This is a genomic window from Mycobacterium sp. THU-M104, from assembly GCF_049197365.1.
Taxonomy (GTDB): Bacteria; Actinomycetota; Actinomycetes; order Mycobacteriales; family Mycobacteriaceae; genus Mycobacterium.
On record NZ_JBMIOP010000256.1, the window covers coordinates 1 to 19,031 of the forward strand.

A 19,031-nucleotide genomic window follows, 5' to 3' on the forward strand; every position below is an offset into this window, starting at 1 on the left:
ACTGTGCTCAGCGCTACTTTTTTCGCGTTTCGGCGCTGCCACCGCAGTCTCGACACCCCAGCGAACGGGCCCGACGGATTAACGGGCAAGACCACTAGACGGCCGGGGAGGGCTGGGTGAGCCGTTGCACCGCCGCGGCGACCCGCTCGTCGGTGGCGGTCAGCGCGACCCGCACATGCCGCGCTCCCCGCGGTCCGTAGAAGTCGCCCGGCGCCACCAGGATGCCGCGGGTGGCCAGCCAGGTGACACTGTCCCGGCACGGCTCGCCGCGGCTGGCCCACAGGTACAGCCCCGCCTCGGAGTGGTCGACCACAAAACCGGCCGCGCGCAACGCCGGCAGCAGCATGTCGCGCCGCCGCCGGTACCGTTCGCGCTGCGCCCGCTCGTGGGCGTCGTCGTCGAGGGCGGCCACCATCGCCGCCTGCACCGGCGTCGGGACCATCATCCCGGCGTGCTTGCGCACGGCCAACAGCTCAGCGACCAGCTCGGGGTCCCCGGCCACGAAACCTGCCCGGTAGCCGGCCAGCGACGAGCTCTTCGACAGCGAATGGATCGCCAGCAGACCGGTATGGTCACCGTCGCAGACCGACGGATGCAGCACCGACAGGGGTCCGGGGGGCTCGGCATCCCAGCCCAAACCCAGGTAGCACTCGTCGGAGGCCACCACGCAGCCGCGCTCACGCGCCCAGCCGATGACCTTGCGTAGGTGCTCGACGCCCAGAACGCGTCCCGTCGGGTTACTCGGCGAGTTCAGATAGACCAGCGCCGGGGACCGCGGGCCCAACTGGGTCAGCGAATCGGCGCGCAGCACCTGCGCCCCGGCCAGCCGGGCACCGACCTCGTACGTCGGATATGCCAGCTCCGGCACCGCGACCACGTCCCGGCCCGCAAGCCCCAGCAGCGTCGGCAGCCAGGCGATGAATTCCTTGCTGCCGATCACCGGCAGCACCGCCGCCTCGCTGAGCCCGCTGACCGCGAAGCGGCGCGTCAGCGCCGCCACCGCCGACGCGCGCAGTCCCGGGGTGCCGGCCGTCGTGGGGTACCCCGGCGCTGATCCGGCAGCCGTCAGCGCCTCCCGGATCAGCGGTGCGACAGGGTCGACCGGCGTGCCGACGGACAAGTCGACGATTCCATCCGGGTGCTCCGCCGCCAGGGCTTTCGCCTCGACCAACGTGTCCCAGGGAAACTCCGGCAGGGACGCCGACACCTTCGCGCGCGCCGGGAGCGCCCTCACCCGCCGAGCCGGGCCCGGCTCATGCGGCACTGCGGCTCAGTCGCCCTCGCCTTGGGGCGGCAGGTCCTTGACCACCTGCGGATCGTTCTCGGTCATGCCGACCTTGGCCGCGCCTCCGGGCGAGCCCAACTCGGCGAAGAAATCAGCGTTGATCTGCGTGTACTGGCTCCACTGGTCTGGCACATCGTCTTCGTAGTAGATGGCTTCGACAGGGCAGACCGGTTCGCAGGCCCCGCAGTCGACGCATTCATCCGGATGGATGTACATCATCCGGGCACCCTCGTAAATGCAGTCGACGGGGCACTCCTCGATGCATGCCTTGTCTTTGATGTCGACGCAGGGTTCGGCGATCGTGTACGTCACAGACGTCTCCTCGTCCTGATCAGTGTGGGCTGCTCAATGTGAACTGTTCTCAATGTGAACTGCTGTTGTGGGGTGAACTGCTGTTGTGGGCTCGCCGCGGACCGCTGGGTCCCGGTGGGCAAGCGTTCGGTTACTGATACTAACCGTTGCACACACGTCGGCCACATGGCACGCCCCTCAGCGGTAATGTAACGCGCACCACCGCGGCGCTGATCCGTCTCTGTCACATTTCGCCCCTCACACCTCGCCCCTCAACATTTCGGAGGCGGCTTTCCGAGAAACTGTACGATGGTCGGAGCGCCCGCGCTGACTGGTAATCTCGACTGAGACGGCAGCCGTCCGGGCAGTCGACGTAGCCGTTTTTCGACGGTGCAATGAATGTGGAAGGTGTCCATATATGGTGAAGCTGTCGTTGACCAAGATCGCCGCCGCGGCCGGTGGCGTGGCATTGGTGTTTGCTGCGGGGTCCGGGGTCGCGTCCGCAGAGCCCGACCTGGGGCCCATCATCAACACGACCTGCAACTACGACCAAGTCATGGCGGCCATCAACGCGACTTCGCCCAGTGCTGCCGCTCAGCTGAACGCGCAGCCGTTCGCGCAGAACTACCTGCGTCAGTTCCTCGCCGCCGCGCCGCCTCAGCGCCAGGCGATGGCCGCCCAGGTTCAGGCGATGCCGCAGGCCGCGCAATACTTCGGCCTCGTCCAGTCAGTCGCCGGTACCTGCAACAACTACTGAGAAATTCGCTGCGGGGAAATACACTGCGGGGCCGACCAAATCCATGACCGTGGGCTGCTCAGCGGCCGCTGAGCAGCCCACGGTCATGCGACCCGTGTGACGTAGGTGCCGACGTAGGCGCCGACGTAGGTGCCTTTGTGACGTAAGTGGTGGTGCGCTGACGCGCCGGACGGCCGATGCCCTCGGCGATGGCGGCCAATTCCGCCGCGCTCTTCGCCGATCCGTGTTCCGAACCCGCCATCCGTGAGATCGTCTCCTCCATCAGCGTGCCGCCCAGATCGTTGGCGCCGCCGTTGAGCATCACCCGCGTGCGCTCGACGCCGAGCTTGACCCAGCTGGTCTGGATGTGCGAGATGCGGCCGTGCAACATGATCCGCGCGAGCGCATGCACCGCGCGGTTGTCGCGATGGGTGGGTCCCGGACGGGCCGCGCCGGCCAGGTACAACGGCGAGTTCTGGTGCACGAACGGCAACGGCACGAACTCGGTGAAACCGCCGGTGCGATCCTGGATGTCGCGCAGCACGTTCAGGTGGGCAACCCAGTGGCGCGGGTTGTCGACGTGCCCGTACATCATGGTCGAGGAGGATCGCAGGCCCACTTCGTGCGCGGTGGACACGATCTCGATCCACAGCGACGTCGGCAGTTTGCCCTTGGTGAGCACCCAGCGCACTTCGTCGTCGAGGATCTCGGCCGCGGTGCCGGGTATCGTATCGAGCCCGGCTTCGCGCAGGCTGACCAGCCATTCGCGAATACTCAGCCCGCTCTTGGTGACACCGTTGGCGATCTCCATCGGGGAGAACGCATGCACGTGCATCGAGGGCACCCGGCCCTTGACGGCGCGCACCAGCTCGACGTAACCGGTCACCGGCAGCTCGGGGTCGATGCCACCCTGCATGCACACCTCGGTGGCGCCCTCCACGTGCGCCTCCCAGACCCGGTCTGCGACCTCGTCGGTGGACAGCGAATACGCGTCCGCGTCCCCCTTGCGTTGCGCGAAGGCACAGAACCGGCAGCCCGTGTAACAGACGTTGGTGAAGTTGATGTTGCGGTTCACCACGAAGGTCACGTCGTCGCCGACCGCGTCACGACGCAACGAGTCGGCCAGTGCCGCAACCGCTTCCAATGCCGGGCCGTCGGCGGTGGCCAGGGCAAGGTACTCGCCGTCGGTGCAGGCCGCGGGATCGCGCTCCGCGGACCGCAGCGCGGCGAGCACGTCGGTGTCGATACGCTCGGGAGCCCGCGCGGCCAGCTCGTGGACGTGCGCCCGGATCGATTCCCAGTCGCCGAAGGCACTGTCGAGATCGCTGCGGGCGTGCGCGTTGCGGCCCGCGGTGTCGATGGTCGCGTGGAGGTCGGTCCGACCGGAGGACTCCACGTCGTCAGGCTCCTGCCAGGGCAGACCCACCGGATTGACGTCACGGGCCAGGCCGGTCGCCGGGTCGGCCAGCGCCAACACGTGTCTGCGCACCCGCGGATCGATCCAGGCCGCTCCCGCCTGCACGTATCTGGGCTGGGCGGTCAGCCGTTGCGTCAGGTCATACCCGGATTCCGCGGTGACGGCGGCCAGTTCTTCCAAGGCGGGCCAGGGCCGTTCGGGGTTCACGTGGTCGGGCGTCAGGGGCGAGACGCCACCCCAGTCGTCGACGCCGGCGGCGATCAGCGCGTGGCACTCCTGGCGCGAGACCAGGTTGGGCGGCGCCTGGATACGCATGCCCGGGCCCAGCACCAGCCGCGCAACCGCCACCGTCGCGAGGTAATCCTCGATCCCGGCATCGGGCACCGCGGCCATCACGGTGTGTTGCTTGGCGCGGAAGTTCTGCACGATCACCTCTTGGACGTGCCCGAACTCCTTGTGCAACTTGCGAATCGCATGCAAGGTGTCGGCACGTTCGGGCAGGGTCTCGCCGATACCGACCAGCAGACCGGTGGTGAACGGAATGGACAGGCGCCCCGCGTCGGTGAGCGCGCGCAGCCGCACCACCGGATCTTTGTCCGGACTGCCGTAGTGGGCAAGGCCTCTGGTCTCGAACAGTCGCCGCGACGTCGTCTCCAGCATCATGCCCATCGACGGCGCGACCGGCCTGAGCCGTGACATCTCCGACCAGCTCATGACGCCCGGGTTCAGGTGCGGCAGCAGCCCGGTCTCCTCCAGCACCCGGATCGACATCGCCCGCAGGTAGGACAGCGTGGAGTCGTAGCCGCGCTCCCCCAGCCACTCTCTGGCCTCGGGCCATCGATCCTCGGGCCGGTCACCGAGAGTGAACAGCGCTTCCTTGCAACCGAGTTCGGCCCCGCGCCGGGCGACTCGGAGAATCTCGTCCGGCTCGAGATACATTCCGGCGCCCCGGGCGCGCAGTTTGCCCGGCGCGGCGACAAAGGTGCAGTAGTGGCAACTGTCGCGACACAGGTGCGTGACCGGGATGAAGACCTTGCGCGAATACGTGATCGGCAGCCGGCCGTCGGGCCCGCGCCGTCCCGCCGACTGCAGGCCCGCGTCGCGGACCCGCGACGCGCTCGAGCACAAGTCGGCCAAGGCATCCCCGCGGGCGGTCATCGCGACCGCCGCCTCCTCCACGTTCAGCGCAACGCCGTCCCGGGCCCGACGCAACACCCTCCGCAGCGCTGATACGCCCGCCTGGGGCACGACGACGGGGCTGGGCAGCACGGTGGGCTCTTGGCCCGGAGTCAACGGCACCTTGCTGTAACTTCCCCACGTTCGAATTTCATCCGCGCGTCCCAACACGAGTCCCTGGGCAACGGTGCCATATGCGCAACACTAGCGCCAGGCTGCCACCTGCCGGCGTTCGACCGTCCCCAACGCGACGTTGCACGCGCGCACGGACACAGGCGTTTTGCCGGCGTCCCGGCCCGCCGGCCCCGATCGGGTTACGATCCCAGAAAATCCGTTGCCGGCAACCCCGATTGCCGGACAGCAAAACCTGGAGGCTGCGCGGTGTCTTTCGTGCTGGCGGCGCCGGATGCGCTGGTCAGCGCGGCATCGGATCTGGCCGGCCTCGGGTCGACGATCAGCACCGCCAACGCCGTCGCGGCACCGCCCACGACCGGTGTCCTGGCCGCCGCCGCCGACGAGGTGTCGACGCAGATCGCTGCCCTGTTCTCCCACCATGCGGTGGAGTATCAGCAGCTCAGCTCGCAGGTGTCGCAGTTTCACCAGCGGTTCGTCCAGGCGCTGACCGAGGCGGCGAACGCGTACGCGTCCGCGGAAACACGCGCGGCGCAGACCCTGGTGAACGCGGTCAACACGCCCGCCGAGATGGTGCTGGGACACCCGCTGATCGGAACCGGGTCCGGCTGGATGACCGTGGGCGGCGCGGCCGGACTGCTCGGCACCGGAGCCGGGCTTTTCGGCGGCGACGGTGCCGCAGCAGCGCAGGCGGCCGCCGCATTGCTCGCGCCGGCCGCGATCACCGGGGCCGCGTCGGTCCCGGCCGCCAACATACTGGCGCCGCTGGGCACCGCGATCGAGAACGCCTACCTTGCCGTCGAGCCGTGGGTGGCATACGGCTTCGACCTGGTCTCATATGGAGTCCGATGGCTGTTCTTGATCGGCATCCTGGCACCGCAGATCAACTACTTCTACTACCTGTTCGAGCCCATGGTTCGTGGCGTCCTGTTCAATACGATCGACTTCCTCGACGGGACAGTGAGTTTCGGCCAGGGGTTGAACAACATCTATGCGGCCACCACGGCCTCGATCAACCAGTTCGTCACCACCGAGACCAACTGGTTCCACAGCCTGTTCCCGCCACTCCCGCCGATCGGGACGAACCTGCCGTAACCCTCAGACGTGTGAGGTCCTCAGCAGTGTGGGCCGCGCCGCCACAACACCCACGCCGGCGGCGACACCCCCAGCACCATCAACAACAGCGCCCCGTAGCGCATCAGGCCCTCGCCCCCCAGGATCACGTCGTCCGCAGGGCCACCCATACTGATGAACGCGACGGTGATCAGCCACGTCCACAGCGGCACCGCCGCCACCCGCGGAGACCTCGCCCACAAGCCGGCGGCCCACACCAGGGCAGCGTTGACAAGCCCACTGATCAGCCCGCTGACGGGAAAGGGGACAACGCCGACATAGGAAGGCAGCAGCAGCGCTCCGGCCAGTGCTGACAGGACGCCGTCCACGCCCAGCAGCATCAGGACGACCATGCGAACAGCTGCGTCTGCGGCGCCGCCGTCCTCGCCCGCGGCGCTCGGCCTGGTTGCGATCAGGTCGGGACGCTGTCGACCTGGGAGAGGATCGAACCGATGACCCACTGAAAGCTGTCGAGCCGATCCTGCCAGTGCTGCATATTAGGGTCCATGTCAGGGTCCATGCGAATTCCTTCCGTGGGGCGCCTGCCGGGAAGCCTACCGCGTCAGGCCGCAGTGAAACCAAGCCCTGCAAGCAGATCCGTTTCCCAACCGCGCTCGTCACGTTCGCCCGCGGCGCCGGCGGCCAGCACGTAGTGCTCGTCGGCGGCGATCGGCAGCGCGATGTTGTTGGACAGAGCGCAGGCCCGGCCGGTCGGCCCCAGGTCCACCTGGGTGGCGTGCGCGGCGAGCGCGGCCCGCTTCGCGGCCCACCCCTGCGGGCCGGCCTCGACGACGGCGTCGATGTCCGAGTCGGCATACCCGAAGGCGAATCCCTCGTCCGGCGGGATCACCCAGTGCGGTTGCACATCCTGCGGCCGCAGTGCGTCCCGGGCCGCCCGGAAAGCGCTCAGGGCGAACACCGACCAGTAGAACTTCGGCACCTGCCACGGAGCACCCGGATACTGGGCCGCGGCGGAACCGGCTTCGGCCACGGCGGCGGTCGTCACAGTGTGGGTGTGGACGTGGTCGGGGTGGCCGTAGCCCCCCGCGGGGTCATAGGTCACGACGACGTGCGGGCGCATGTCGCGGATGACGGCGACCAATGACCCGACGGCCTCACGCTCGTCGGCGTCGATGAACCTCTGGTGCCGCCGCTTTGCGGTGCCGGCCATACCCGAGTCCCGCCAGCGGCCGGCGCCGCCGAGATAGGTGGGTCCGCCGACGCCCAGCGCCTGCAGTGCGGCAGTCAGCTCAGCGACCCGGTAGCCACCGAGCTGGTCGGCACGATCGACGGCCAGCCCGGCCCACTTCTCGCCGATCACCTCGCCCTCCTCACCGAGCGTGCAGGTGACCACGCCCACCTCTGCCCCGCGAGCGGCGTAATGGGCGATGGTGGCGCCGGTGCCGATGGTCTCGTCGTCGGGGTGCGCGTGGACGAACAGCAGCCGCGGGGACTCAGGCATGCACGCACCCTACCGTTATCACGCTGCTGCCACGCTACCGTCAACGAGGCCCGCGACAAGCCCGCCACCAACTAATAGTGTTCGGTTGCGTTTCTTATCTGTTTTCGTCAAATGCGACGACGACGACGGCTACTATCGAACAATGTCGCAGCTCAACCCCGCCACGGGTGCCCGAGGGCGCCGGCGGGGCGAGGTCCTCGAACGGGCGCTCTACGAGGCCACCCTGGCCGAATTGGCTCACGTCGGGTACGGCGGGCTGACCATGGAGGGCATCGCGGCGCGCGCCCACACCGGCAAGGCGGCGCTGTACCGGCGCTGGGGCTGTAAGCGCGACCTGGTGCACGCCGCCTTGGTGTATGCCCTGCCGTCGTTGCCCGAATCGCGCCCCGGCCGGTCCGCCCGCGAGAACCTGCTGTCGGTGTTCACCGCGCACCGCGACGTGTTGGCAGGCAAAACCGGATTCCCCGGCCTGGACATCATCGCCCAGCTCATCCACGAGCCCGAGCTGCGCGCCATCTTCGCCGACGCCGTGGTAGGCCCGCGCCTCACGCTCGTCGAATCGATCCTGCGCACCGCCGTGGCGAACGGAGACCTCGACCCGGCCACGATCACTGCGTTCACCGCGCGCATCGGACCGGCGTTGATCAACCACCAATGCATGGTCACCGGGTCGCCGCCGACCCGGCGGGAACTCGGGCTGATCGTCGACACGGTGATCCCGCCCAGGCCCGGGCACACACCGACCGACTGAGCGACCGCCCGCACCTCACCGACCGGTCACGATGACCTGTACATCAGCACGGCCCAGGGATGACCGCGGGTTACTGGCCCGCCAGAAGGCCGAGGAAGTCGACGCCGGCGAAGAGGGCCTGGTCGACGACGCCGGTCAGGCCGCCGATCTGACCGCCGTTGAACGTTTGAGCCGGACTGCCGGTCAGCAGCGACTGGTTGAAGGCCGGCTGGGGCACCAGCGCACCCGAGAGGTTGTTGAGACTCTGCTGGCCGGTGCCGATCAGCGTGTTGACGGCGTTGAAGCCGCGGTTCAGCGTGCCGTTGAGGGCGCTGTCGGTGCCGAAGATCGATTGCTCGAGTGCCACCTCGCCGCTGACCAGCTGGTGGTTGAAGGCGAGTTCGGCATTGATCAGGTTGGTGTTGGAGGCGATCTGGTCGGGTTCGAGCCGCTACAACGGACTCGAGGCAGTCTGGGCAACCGAGGTCGCCGCGGCAACCGCCTGGGCGGGCGCGGCCGCCGCGCTCTGCATCGACTGAGCGACGCTGGCCTCGGCGCCGGCGTAGGCGTTCGCGCCCGCGCTCAACGCCTCCACGAAGCGGGCATGAAATTGCGCCGCCTGCGCACTGAACGCCTGATACGCCTGGCCGTGGGCGCCGAACAGGGACGCGACCGCCTGCGATACCTCGTCCATGGCGGCCGGCATCACCCCGGTTGTCGCCGCCGCCGCCGAGGAACTGGCCTCGCTCAGCGTGGACCCGATACCCGAAAGGTCTGTCACGGCCGCGGACATCATGTCCGGGACGGCGGTGAGGAACGACACGGTGTACCTCCAAGTTGTGGCGCGACGGCCGGCCCCCGGAACCGGTCACCACGCGTCCGCACAGTCAGCAAATGGTATCCGGTTTCGAGCACGGCGTGAATGGCTTGCCCGAAATTCACCGCCGGGTCCACCAGAAGGATTTGCCGACGGGGATCGCGACCGGCTCCGACAACCGGTGCGCGACGCACGATCACGGTCCTGTCTTCACCCATTGGCCCGCGTCGCCGACGATGCCGACCGGCACCGCGCCCGACAGGCTGACATTGCGGACACTGGGCCCGGCCGCGACGATGGTGGTGTCCTGCAGGATCGGCAACACGGTCGACATGTTCCACAGGCGTGGCTCGACCGCGATGATCACGTCGTTGATGCTCTTGGTGCCGTTGAGCGCGGCATCGATGCTGGGCTGGATGCTGGGGTCGCAAATCCCGGTGAGGTTCGACGGCGCCTGCACCAGCACGCCGGGTTCCGGCTCCGGGCTCGGCGGCGGCGCCGGGGCCTTGGCGCCGGTCCCCGCCGACGGTGTCGCTCGCGCCGGTGAATTCGCTGCAGCGCTGGGCCCGGTGAGCCGGGTCGTGCGCAGAGCGGGACACCCATAACGGGATTCCAGCAACGTCGCCAGATTACCGCCCGCCTGGCGCCATCCCACGACCGCGTCCACCCGGTTGTCGTCGAGAGCGTCGCGGTAGAGCGTCACCGGGTCCAGCGCCAGCACGGTCGCGGCGATGCCGACGTCGCGCAGTTGGTCGGCGGCGGTGTTGGCCACCGCAACGGACGTCGGGTCGTTGGCCGCGACGCCGATGACGAGCGACAACTGCTGGCCGTCCCTGCTGATGCGGCCGCGGACGACCTCCGGCGGTCCGGTTTCCGTCGGTTCGGTTGCCGTAGGCGTCGGTGCCATCGTCGACGACGCCACCGGCACCGACCCGTTACTCTCGACGTCGAAACCGGCGGCGGTCAGCAAGCCCAGCGCCGCCGTCGTCGTCATGGCCGGCGGCGCTGTCGGCTCGTAGCCGGGGTCGCTGGGCGAGCGGATCTGAGCCTGGTCCAGTGTGACGGTGTTGTCGCTGCCGGCGCCCACGGCCGCGAGCAGGTCGACGTCGAGCAACCCCAGGATCGCCTTGCGGACCTGGGTGTCGGCGAGTTTGGGTTCGTTGGCGCGCAGCGTCAGCTGCATGACCCGCGGTGTGACGATCCGGGCGGTCCGCACGTCGGGGATCGCGGACAACTGCGCGAACGCCGCGGACCCGCCGTGCACCTGGGCGACCTGGGTGTCGCCGTTGCGCACCGAATCGGCCAGCGCCGCCGGCGCGCCCGCGCGGCGGAACAAGATGAGCGCGGGCTTGGCAGGCTGACCCCAGTAGCGGTCGTTGCGGGCGATCAGGATCTCGTCGCGCTGCGGGTCGATGGTCTCCACCCGGAACTGGCCCCCGGTGACCGGCATCGACCGGGCCAGCCCCGCCGTGAAGCCGCCCGGCACGTCCTTGACGATGTGCGCCGGCAGGATGTTGGTGAACAGCTCCCGCCAGGCCGGATACGGTTGGGAGAAGGTGACCACCGCCTGCTTGCCACCGTCGAGCGATTGCACGCCGGTGATCGTGTCGTAGCCGGCCGGGTCGACCACGCCGGGCTGGCTGACCATCTGCCGCCACAGGTACCAGAAGTCGTCCGCCGCGATCGGGGCGTTGTCCGTCCACTGCGCCTCGGGGCGGATCTTGTAGGTCACCGTGAACGGGTTCTGGGCGGTCACCTCAGCGGAGACCAGCAGGGTCGGGTCCATCTCCCAGCGGGACCCCGTCGGCGTGCTGGTGTCGGGCACCGGCCGGAACGCACTGGGCAGCACCAGCGCGCTGATCGCCGCGTTCACCGGCGACAGGTCCGACAGCAGATGCGGATTGAACCCCGCGCCGATCGAGTCGATGCCCATGATGATCTGCATGACCCGCTGGGGCGGCGGCGCCGAGTGGTGGGGCGTGTCAGTGCTCTGCGGCGCGGGCGGCGGTTTGACCGTGCACGCCGCCAGGGCCAGTCCGGTCAGGGAAACGACGACACCGGCCGCGGTGAACAGGCGGCGCAGTCGTCTCGGCACGCCGATCAGGGTATCGGGCCCATGCGCCCGGGCACGCTCGGCGAGCGGAGCGCCGCCGCCCGAATCCGGGCCTGAATCCGCGCCGAAATCCGGCGCGGATCTCGCCACAGCGTCACGCCCGCGGGCGGGAACCCCCGACAACCGACCTAACCTCGAGCCTTCGCCCGCGCCCGGACGCGGGCCCGGGCCGTCGCGTCCAACTCGACCTTGCGGACGCGCACGATCTCCGGGGTCACTTCGACGCATTCGTCGCCGGCGCAGAATTCCATGGCGCGTTCCAGGTCCAGCTCGAGCGGTCTGGCCAGCGTCTCCATGACGTCCGCGGTCGACGATCGCATGTTGGTGAGCTTCTTCTCTCGGGTGACGTTGATGTCGAGATCCTCAGGGCGGGGGTTGATCCCCACGACCATGCCGGCATAGGTGTCCTGGCCGGGCTCGACGAAGAATTGGCCCCGGTCGGCGAGCTGGATGAGAGCGAACGGCGTGATGGTGCCAGACCTGTCGGACACCAGGGAACCGGTATGGCGGGACCGGATCTCCCCTGCCCACGGGCGGTAGCCGTCGAACACGGCGTTCGCGATGCCGGTGCCGCGGGTGAGCGTGAGGAAGTCGGTGCGGAAGCCGATCAGGCCGCGGCTGGGCACGATGAAGTCCATCCGGACCCAGCCGGCTGCGTGGTTGGTCATGTCCTCCATGCGGGCCTTGCGGCCGGCCATCAATTGGGTGATCGCGCCGACGAATTCCTCCGGGCAGTCGATCGTCATCGCCTCGAACGGCTCGTGCAGCTTGCCGTCGATCGTTCTGGTGACCACTTGAGGCTTGCCGACCGTGAGCTCGAAGCCCTCGCGGCGCATCTGTTCGACCAGCACGGCCAGGGCGAGCTCGCCGCGGCCTTGCACCTCCCACGCGTCGGGCCGGCCGATGTCCACGACCCGGATGGATACGTTACCGACCAACTCGGTGTCCAGCCGGCCGCGGACCATGCGCGCGGTCAGCTTGTGGCCGCCGACTTTGCCGGCCAGCGGCGAGGTGTTGGTGCCGACGGTCACCGAGATCGCCGGCTCGTCGACGGTGATGCGCGGCAGCGCGTGAGCGTGTTCGGGATCGGCCAGGGTGTCCCCGATCATGATCTCGGCCAGGCCCGCCACGGCCACGATGTCGCCGGCGATCGCCTCGTCGGTGGCGCTGCGCTCGACCCCCTCGGTCACGAGCAACTCGGTGATCTTGGCGTTGGCGACGACGGGCAACCCGTCGACTTCCCGCATCCAGGCGACCTGCTGCCCCTTGCGCAGTCTGCCGTTGTAGATGCGGATCAGGGCGAGCCGCCCGAGGAAGGCCGACGCGTCGAGGTTGGTCACCAACGCCTGCAGCGGGGCGTCGGGGTCCCCCGTCGGCGGCGGGATGTGCTCCATCAACACGTCGAACAGCGGGTCGAGGTTGTCGCCGACTGGCACCTCCCCGTCGGCGGGCTGTTCGGTGCTTGCGACGCCCGCGCGACCGGACGCGTACAGCGTCGGCAGGCCCAGCGCGTGCTCGGCCGCCTTGGCCGCCTCGTCGTCGAGGTCTGAGGCGACGTCGAGCAGCAGGTCGTGGCTGGCCTCGACCACCTCGGCGATGCGCGCGTCCGGCCGGTCCGTCTTGTTGACGACGAGGATCACCGGCAGGTGGGCCGCCAGCGCCTTGCGCAGCACGAACCGGGTCTGGGGCAGCGGCCCCTCTGACGCGTCGACCAGCAGCAACACCCCGTCCACCATGGACAGACCGCGTTCGACCTCGCCCCCGAAGTCGGCGTGCCCGGGAGTGTCGATGACGTTGATCACCGTCACGGTCCCATCCGGGTGCAGGCGGTGCACGGCGGTGTTCTTGGCCAGGATGGTGATGCCCTTTTCTTTCTCGAGGTCACCGCTGTCCATGATGCGTTCCTGGGTGTCGTCACCGCGGTGCGTCAACGCCCCGGACTGCCGCAGCATGGCGTCGACCAGGGTGGTTTTTCCGTGGTCGACGTGGGCGACGATGGCGACGTTGCGAAATGGCACGTCGCTGATTGTGGCAGCGCGGACTATGCGTACGCGAACTGAGCAGGTCACCGGGTGTCCGTCGAATGTGAAACGGCGGCCTCGAGTGTGAAGCGGCGGCGGTCGCGCCCGGCGTGTCGCCGCCCTCACGTCACACCGGTTACCCGGGCCCTACCACCCGCGGCGGGGCGGCGCCGCGCCGACCATGTCACCCGTGGCCGTCACCTCACGGCTGCGGTAGACGATGTAGGGACGGAACAGGTAGGCGATCGGCGCGCTGAACACGTGCACCAGACGAGTGAACGGCCACAGCGTGAACAGCACCATCCCGATCAGGGCGTGCAGCTGGTAGTCCCACGGCGCGTTGATCATGACCTCCCCGTGCGGCTGCAGGATCCAGATCCGCCGGAACCACAGCCCGACCGTGTAGCGGTAGTGGAATTCGCCGCCGTGCGGGCCGGTGCCGATCAGGTCGCAGTAGAGGCCCACCACGATGGCCAGCAGCAGCACCGTATACATGACCTTGTCGCCGCGGGTGGTGGCCAGCGACACCGCGGGGCGGGTGAACCGGCGGTAGATCAGCAGCCCGATGCCCGCCAGCGCCGCGACGCCCGCGATCGACCCGGCGATCACCGCCTGCATGTGGTAGGCGTAGTCGCTCACCTTCAGCCAGTGGGTCACCCGCGGCGGGATGAGCAGCCCCATCACATGCCCGGCGAAAACCGCCAGGATGCCGAAGTGAAAGATCGGGCTGCCGATCCGCAGCAGGCGCGACTCGCAGATCTGCGAGGACCGGGAGGTCCAGCCGAACTTGTCGTAGCGGTACCGCCACCAAGTGCCCAGGATCAGGACCGTCAGCGTCACATACGGCGCGATGTCCCAGAACAGCACGTTGCTAAACATGTGGCGCTCCTGCCTGCCGTCGGGGGGGTACGGTCAAGGTGAATTCCTGCAGCCCAACGGCTTCGGCGGGCGGGCCGGATTTCGCCAGGCGCGCCGCGCGGCGCACCTCCTGGTCGGTGGCCACCGGCAGGGTGCCGCAGACCGCCGCCACGGTGGGCGCATACGGCGACCCGGCGTCGGCCAGGGCGCTGTGTAACACATCGAGGGGGACCCGGTGCTCGCTCAGCAACCGACGCCCGGCCGCGGGATCGACGGTGGCGGCGAATTCGAGCACCACCGGCAGGTAGTCGGGGGCTTCGGCGCGCGGCGGCTGTACGCCGGCTTCCCGGTAGGCGGTCGCGAAGGCCAGCATCTCGCGGCCACGGTTGCGGGTGTCCCCGGCGGTCCAGTACGTCAGATACATCGTGGCCCGCCGCCGCAGGTCGAAGGTCGCGACGTAGTCCATCGCCGCGGCCATCGGCTCGCGGGCCCGCAGCGCCGCCGCCGTGTGCCCGAGCAATTCGCCTGCGGGGCGCACGACATGAGCCAGCAGCTCCGCCACGGTGTCCAGCCGCCCGGTCAACCCGTCGTCGGGATAGGCCAGCAGCAGCGACGCGGCCTGCCAGACGAGGCGGTCCTGGATCCGGTCGCCGGAACGATCCCGACGCTGAAGCAGTCTCATTGCCCGTGTTCTTCTTGCCCGTGTTCTTCTTGCCCGTGTTCTTCTTGCCCGTGTTCTTCCGGGAACATCCCGGCCGATGCCTGACGAGCGTCCCAGTTGAGCAGGTTCACTCTGGATCGCTGTGCGGCGTGGAAGGTTTCCACCGACACGGGCACCGGTTCGCCCGACTCGTACATGCCGGGGCCGCCGTCGCCCTCCAGCGCGCAACCCTGCTGTCCGAGATCACGGGCCTGCGGGTTGAATGCCGTCGGAATCACATAGCGCTCTTCGTATTTCGCGATGGCAAGCAGCCGGTACATCTCGTAGATCTGTTGTTCGGTCATGCCCACCGACTCCGGGATGTGCGGCTGAGTCTCGCGTCCGAGGTTGATGTCACGCATGCAGGAGCGCATCGCGGCCAGTCGGCGCAGCACATCCTGCACCGGACCGGTGTCGCCGGCGGTGAACAGTTCGGCCAGATACTGCATCGGAATGCGCAGCGCTTCCAGCGCACCGAACAGGTTGCCCAGATCCTCCCCGTCGTGGCCGTCGCGGCTGACCGCGTCGACCACTGGCGACAGCGGCGGGATGTACCAGACCATGGGCATGGTGCGGTACTCGGGGTGCAGCGGCAGCGCGACCTTGTAGGTGTTGATCAGCGCGTGGATCGGGGAGCGCTGCGCGGCCTCTACCCACTCGTCGGAGACGCCCTCGGCGCGCGCGCCGGCGATCACCTCGGGATCGTGGGGGTCCAACAGGATCTGGCGCTGCGCCTCATAGAGGTCGGTGTCATTCTCCACCGACGCGGCGTGAAGCACCCGGTCGGCGTCGTAGAGCACCAGGCCCAGGTAGCGCAACCGCCCCACACAGGTCTCCGAGCAGATGGTCGGCAGGCCGACCTCCATCCGCGGGTAGCACAGCGTGCACTTCTCGGCTTTGCCGGTCTTGTGGTTGAAATACACCTTCTTGTAGGGACACCCGGAGACACACATCCGCCAGCCCCGGCAGCGGTCCTGGTCGACCAGCACGATGCCGTCCTCGCTGCGCTTGTACATCGCACCCGACGGGCAGGAGGCCACACAGGAGGGGTTGAGGCAGTGCTCGCAGATGCGCGGCAGATAGAACATGAAGGTCTCTTCGAGCCGCAGCCGAACCTCCTCGCTGACCTTTTTCAGGATCGGGTCCCCGGCCAGGATCTCCGGCGACCCGGACAGGTTGTCGTCCCAGTTCGGGCCCCAGGTGATCTTCATCGGTTTGCCGCTGATCAGACTGCGCGGCGCTGCGGTCGGGAAGGTGTCTCCGGCCGGCGCCGTGGTCAGGTTCTCGTAGTCGTAGGTCCACGGTTCGTAGTAGTCGTCGATCGTGGGCAGCCGGGGGTTGGCGAAGATCCGCAGCAGTTTGGCGATGCGGCCCCCGTCGCGCAGCCTCAGCCGACCCCTCTTGTCGCGCACCCAGCCGCCGCGCCACCGGTCCTGGTCCTCGTAGGTGCGCGGATAACCTTGACCCGGGCGGGTTTCGACATTGTTGAACCAGATGTATTCGGTGCCAGTGCGGTTGGTCCAGGCTTGCTTGCAGGTGACCGAGCAGGTGTGGCAGCCGATGCATTTGTCGAGGTTCATCACCATCGCCAATTGGGCCATGACTTTCATTGCTCAGTAACTCACTTCCTGGCTGCGCCGGCGTACCACGGTCACCTCGTCGCGCTGGCTACCGGCGGGGCCCAGGTAGTTGAACGCGAACGCGTGCTGGCCATAGCCACCGGCGAGGTGGCTGGGCTTGATCCGGATCCGGGTCAGTGCGTTGTGGTTGCCTCCCCGCTTGTTGTTGGTCTCGGTGCGCGGCGTGTCGACGGTGCGTTCCTGCACGTGGTAGACGAACACCACCCCGTCGGGCATGCGGTGCGAGACGATCGCCCGGGCGACGTAGATGCCGTTGGTGTTGACAGCCTCCACCCAATCTCTGTCGTGTGCAACGATTTTCGCCGCGTCGCCGGGACTCATCCACATCGTCGGACCGCCACGCGACAACGAGAGCATGTACAGGTTGTCCTGGTAGGTGGAGTGGAACGACCACTTGGAGTGCGGGGTCAGATACCTTACGGTGAGCCCGATCCCGTCCTTGGTCGGACCGAGCTCGGACTGACCGAACAACCGCGCCATGTCCAGCGGCGGGCGAAAGACGGGCAGGTGTTCGCCGAGTTCCTCGACCCAGTCGTGGGCCAGGTAGAAATGCATCCGGCCGGTCAGGGTGTGGAACGGCTTGAGGTTCTCGATGTTGACGGTGAACGGTGCGTAGCGCCGACCGCCCGTTTCGCTGCCCGACCACTCCGGGCTGGTGTTCACCTGGACCGGACGTGCCTGGGTGTCGGCATAGGTGATGCGGCGGTCCTCGTTGCCCTCCGCGAGGTGGGTGAGCCGCTGGCCGGTGCGCTTCTCGAGCTCGCGGAAGCCCTCGACCGCGAGCCGGCCGTTGCACGTTCCCGACAGCAGCAGCATGACGTCAGCCATCCGCTCGTCGGTGGTGACGGCCGGGCGGCCCTGCGCCGCACCGGAGCTCATCACCCCGAATTTGGCCGCGAGCTCGTCGACCTCACGGCTGGGGTGAACCGTGACACCCTTGGTGGTCAGCCCGAATCGGTCGACGAGCGGGCCCAGTGTCCGCCACTTGTCGTAGACGGCGGTGTAGTCGCGCTCCACGACGGTGAGCTTGGGCATGGTGCGCCCCGGTATCGGCGTCGCACCGGTGTGCAGCCAGTCGTTCTCGGTGCCGTCGGGATAGACCATCGCGTCAGGGGTGTCGTGTTCCAGGGCGCTGAGCACCACGTCGCTGCGGGTACCCAGATGCTGTTTGGCCATCGCGCTGAAAGTTCGCGCAATCGCACCGAAAGCCTCGAAGTCCGAACGTGTTTCCCAGGGCGGATCGGTCGCGGCGCTGAACGCGTGCACGAACGGGTGCATGTCGGTGCTGGAGATGTCGGCCTTCTCATACCAGGTCGCGGCCGGCAGCACCACATCCGAGACCAGCGTCGTGGAGGTCTGCCGAAAGTCGATCGACATCAGCAGGTCGAGCTTGCCCGCGGGAACGTCCCCCTCGCACATCACGTCGACGGGACGTATCCCGCCCTCGGGGGGCTCGGCCTGCACGTTGGAATCGGTGCCCAGCAGATGGCGCAGGAAATACTCGCCGCCCTTGCCCGACGAGCCGATCAGGTTGGCCCGCCAGACCGTCAGGACGCGCGGCCAGTTGACCGGGTCGTCGGGATCGGTGACGGCCAGCTTGAGTTCGCGTTGACCGAGCCGCTCGGCGACGTACTCGGCGACGTCGCGGCCCGCGGCGTGGGCCTCGTCGGCGACATCCAGGCTGGACCGGTCGAACTGCGGGTAGTACGGGCTCCAGCCCATGGCCGCCGCCGAGGCCAGCAGATCGATGGTGCGCTTGCCGGCGAACCGGCCCCGGCCGACCGGGCTGGCCAGCTTGTCGGCTTCGTAGTTGTCGTAGCGCCATTGGTCGGTGTGGGCGTACCAGTACGAAGCTCCCGGAATCTGCCGCGGTGGGCGCACCCAGTCGGTGGCCATCGCCATGGTCTGGAATCCGGTGAGCGGACGGACTTTTTCCTGACCGACATAGTGCGCCCAGCCACCGCCGTTGCGTCCCATCGAGCCGGTCAGCATCAGCAACGCCAGCACCACGCGGTAGGTGGCATCGCCGTGGAACCACTGATTGATCCCACTGCCCACGATGATCATCGATCGGCCGCCGGATTCCTCGGCGTTGCGGGCGAATTCGCGCGCGACCCGGATGGCCTGTGCGGCCGAGACGCCGGTGATCGGCTCCTGCCAGGCCGGGGTGTTCTGCTGTGCCGCGTCGTCGTAGCCGGTGGGCCAGTCGCCCGGCAGCCCCGGCCGCGCGACCCCGTAATGGGCGAGCATCAGGTCGAACACCGTGCACACCAGATGCTCTCCGACGCGCCGTACCGGGACACCGCGCGCCAGGGCCCTACCCTCGCCGTCGACCGTGTCGAAGCTGGGCAGATGTACCAGTGCCGTGCCGGGATCAGTGTTCGAGCCGTGCACGCTGAGGGCCGGCACCAGATCGCCGAGGTCCAGGTTCCACCGGCCGATGCCGTCCTCGCCGTAACGGAATCCCAGTGAGCCGTTGGGCACCGCCGCGGAGTCGGTCGCCTCGTCCCACACCGCGGGCTTGAGCGCCGCGTTCTCGA

At 68.4% G+C, this 19,031-nt stretch carries 14 protein-coding genes and 2 pseudogenes; 3 read left to right on the forward strand and 13 right to left on the reverse strand.

Annotation, left to right across the window (positions count from 1 at the left end):
* Positions 1-94: 94 nt before the first annotated feature.
* A complete protein-coding gene (gene dapC, locus ACOJVU_RS18450; RefSeq protein ID WP_421531111.1) occupies positions 95-1,207 on the reverse strand; it encodes a succinyldiaminopimelate transaminase in 1,113 nt (370 codons plus the stop codon).
* Positions 1,208-1,270: 63 nt separating this feature from the next.
* A complete protein-coding gene (fdxA, locus tag ACOJVU_RS18455; RefSeq protein ID WP_369737483.1) occupies positions 1,271-1,597 on the reverse strand; it encodes a ferredoxin in 327 nt (108 codons plus the stop codon).
* Positions 1,598-1,994: 397 nt separating this feature from the next.
* Between fdxA and ACOJVU_RS18460 the strand changes: the two genes are divergently transcribed.
* Complete coding sequence (locus ACOJVU_RS18460) at positions 1,995-2,333, forward strand: hemophore-related protein (protein WP_421531100.1); 339 nt, start codon at positions 1,995-1,997, stop codon at positions 2,331-2,333.
* A 130-nt stretch (positions 2,334-2,463) separates the two neighbouring features.
* Here the strand turns inward: ACOJVU_RS18460 and ACOJVU_RS18465 are convergent.
* Positions 2,464-5,028: pseudogene (locus tag ACOJVU_RS18465) on the reverse strand (bifunctional FO biosynthesis protein CofGH); the annotation flags it as partial.
* Between the two features lie 258 nt (positions 5,029-5,286).
* Between ACOJVU_RS18465 and ACOJVU_RS18470 the strand changes: the two are divergent.
* On the forward strand, positions 5,287-6,132 hold the full coding sequence (locus tag ACOJVU_RS18470) for a PE family protein (protein WP_421531101.1): 846 nt from the start codon (positions 5,287-5,289) through the stop codon (positions 6,130-6,132).
* Positions 6,133-6,152: 20 nt separating this feature from the next.
* On the opposite strand, the gene ACOJVU_RS18475 is transcribed toward ACOJVU_RS18470, so the two are convergent.
* Both ACOJVU_RS18475 and mshB read right to left on the reverse strand, forming a co-directional pair.
* Entirely contained in the window at positions 6,153-6,611 is a 459-nt protein-coding gene (locus tag ACOJVU_RS18475; protein WP_421531102.1) for a hypothetical protein, read from the reverse strand.
* A 101-nt stretch (positions 6,612-6,712) separates the two neighbouring features.
* Positions 6,713-7,612 carry an N-acetyl-1-D-myo-inositol-2-amino-2-deoxy-alpha-D-glucopyranoside deacetylase gene (mshB, locus tag ACOJVU_RS18480; RefSeq protein ID WP_421531103.1) on the reverse strand — a complete coding sequence of 300 codons (900 nt, stop codon included), beginning with the start codon at positions 7,610-7,612 and terminating at the stop codon, positions 6,713-6,715.
* 142 nt (positions 7,613-7,754) lie between these two features.
* Between mshB and ACOJVU_RS18485 the strand changes: the two genes are divergently transcribed.
* Positions 7,755-8,363: a TetR/AcrR family transcriptional regulator gene (locus ACOJVU_RS18485; protein WP_421531104.1), complete on the forward strand. Its 609-nt coding sequence runs from the start codon at positions 7,755-7,757 to the stop codon at positions 8,361-8,363.
* Positions 8,364-8,433: 70 nt separating this feature from the next.
* Here the strand turns inward: ACOJVU_RS18485 and ACOJVU_RS18490 are convergent, their stop codons facing one another.
* The 8 genes and pseudogenes from ACOJVU_RS18490 to ACOJVU_RS18525 form a co-directional block, all read right to left on the reverse strand.
* Positions 8,434-8,709 carry a hypothetical protein gene (locus ACOJVU_RS18490; RefSeq protein ID WP_421531105.1) on the reverse strand — a complete coding sequence of 92 codons (276 nt, stop codon included), beginning with the start codon at positions 8,707-8,709 and terminating at the stop codon, positions 8,434-8,436.
* 129 nt (positions 8,710-8,838) lie between these two features.
* Positions 8,839-9,165, reverse strand: a pseudogene (locus ACOJVU_RS18495) (PE family protein); the annotation flags it as partial.
* A gap of 190 nt (positions 9,166-9,355) precedes the next feature.
* A complete protein-coding gene (locus tag ACOJVU_RS18500) occupies positions 9,356-11,260 on the reverse strand; it encodes an ABC transporter family substrate-binding protein (protein ID WP_421531112.1) in 1,905 nt (634 codons plus the stop codon).
* Positions 11,261-11,400: 140 nt separating this feature from the next.
* On the reverse strand, positions 11,401-13,290 hold the full coding sequence (gene typA / locus ACOJVU_RS18505; protein WP_421531106.1) for a translational GTPase TypA: 1,890 nt from the start codon (positions 13,288-13,290) through the stop codon (positions 11,401-11,403).
* A 150-nt stretch (positions 13,291-13,440) separates the two neighbouring features.
* A complete protein-coding gene (gene narI / locus ACOJVU_RS18510; RefSeq protein WP_421531107.1) occupies positions 13,441-14,172 on the reverse strand; it encodes a respiratory nitrate reductase subunit gamma in 732 nt (243 codons plus the stop codon).
* Positions 14,165-14,833 carry a nitrate reductase molybdenum cofactor assembly chaperone gene (gene narJ, locus ACOJVU_RS18515; protein ID WP_421531108.1) on the reverse strand — a complete coding sequence of 223 codons (669 nt, stop codon included), beginning with the start codon at positions 14,831-14,833 and terminating at the stop codon, positions 14,165-14,167. The genes narI and narJ overlap by 8 nt, the downstream gene beginning before the upstream one ends.
* The gene (gene narH, locus ACOJVU_RS18520; protein ID WP_421531109.1) at positions 14,830-16,461 is read right to left on the reverse strand and encodes a nitrate reductase subunit beta; all 1,632 of its coding nucleotides are present in this window, start codon (positions 16,459-16,461) and stop codon (positions 14,830-14,832) included. Before narH ends, narJ begins: the two co-directional genes overlap by 4 nt.
* Positions 16,462-16,464: 3 nt before the next feature.
* Positions 16,465-19,031, reverse strand: a 2,567-nt coding sequence (locus tag ACOJVU_RS18525; protein ID WP_421531110.1) for a molybdopterin-dependent oxidoreductase, incomplete at its 5' end; no start/stop codon positions are given.